This window comes from Mesorhizobium sp. M4B.F.Ca.ET.089.01.1.1, assembly GCF_004022605.1.
Taxonomy (GTDB): Bacteria; Pseudomonadota; Alphaproteobacteria; order Rhizobiales; family Rhizobiaceae; genus Mesorhizobium; species Mesorhizobium abyssinicae.
In genome coordinates this window covers 1-417 of the sequence record NZ_RZOS01001496.1, presented here as the reverse complement: position 1 = coordinate 417, position 417 = coordinate 1, and the positions used below count along the sequence as shown (strand labels likewise).

The 417-nt window shown below is 53.7% G+C and carries 1 protein-coding gene; it reads right to left on the bottom strand.

The window, feature by feature from the left end:
* The coding region (locus tag EN780_RS40180) for a hypothetical protein (RefSeq protein WP_210215153.1) at positions 1-314 on the bottom strand (314 nt) is incomplete at its 3' end.
* Positions 315-417: the final 103 nt, after the last annotated feature.

Here is a 417-nt window from a genome sequence, read left to right as displayed (position 1 = left end):
GTTGTCGCTTCACTGACATAGGCATCGGCAGCAAGAGTAAATATGTAAGACGTTCCGACGCTCTCAGCCCGAACAATGCGAGCGATGCGAATAGGTATCAATTCATATGGGACTGGATCACCGCTACCGGCTACAAAGCACACTAGTGCATACTCGCCGGCGAGTTGCTCGCAAGGAACCCTGTTACGAACATCGTCAGCAAGCCACTTGCTATCGTAGCGGAACTGCAACTGGCCGCCACGTGGAAGCGCGAGCATGCGGATGATATCATCCGCATAGCGGGCTCGGGCCGACGAAGACAGAAACACGATCATAGCGACCGATTCCCGAACTGACTAGCGCACGAAATTCGGCAGACCCGGCTTCGTTTCCCAAATAAGGTGGATCCAACCCTTAGGAATGTAGTGAGATAAGCCC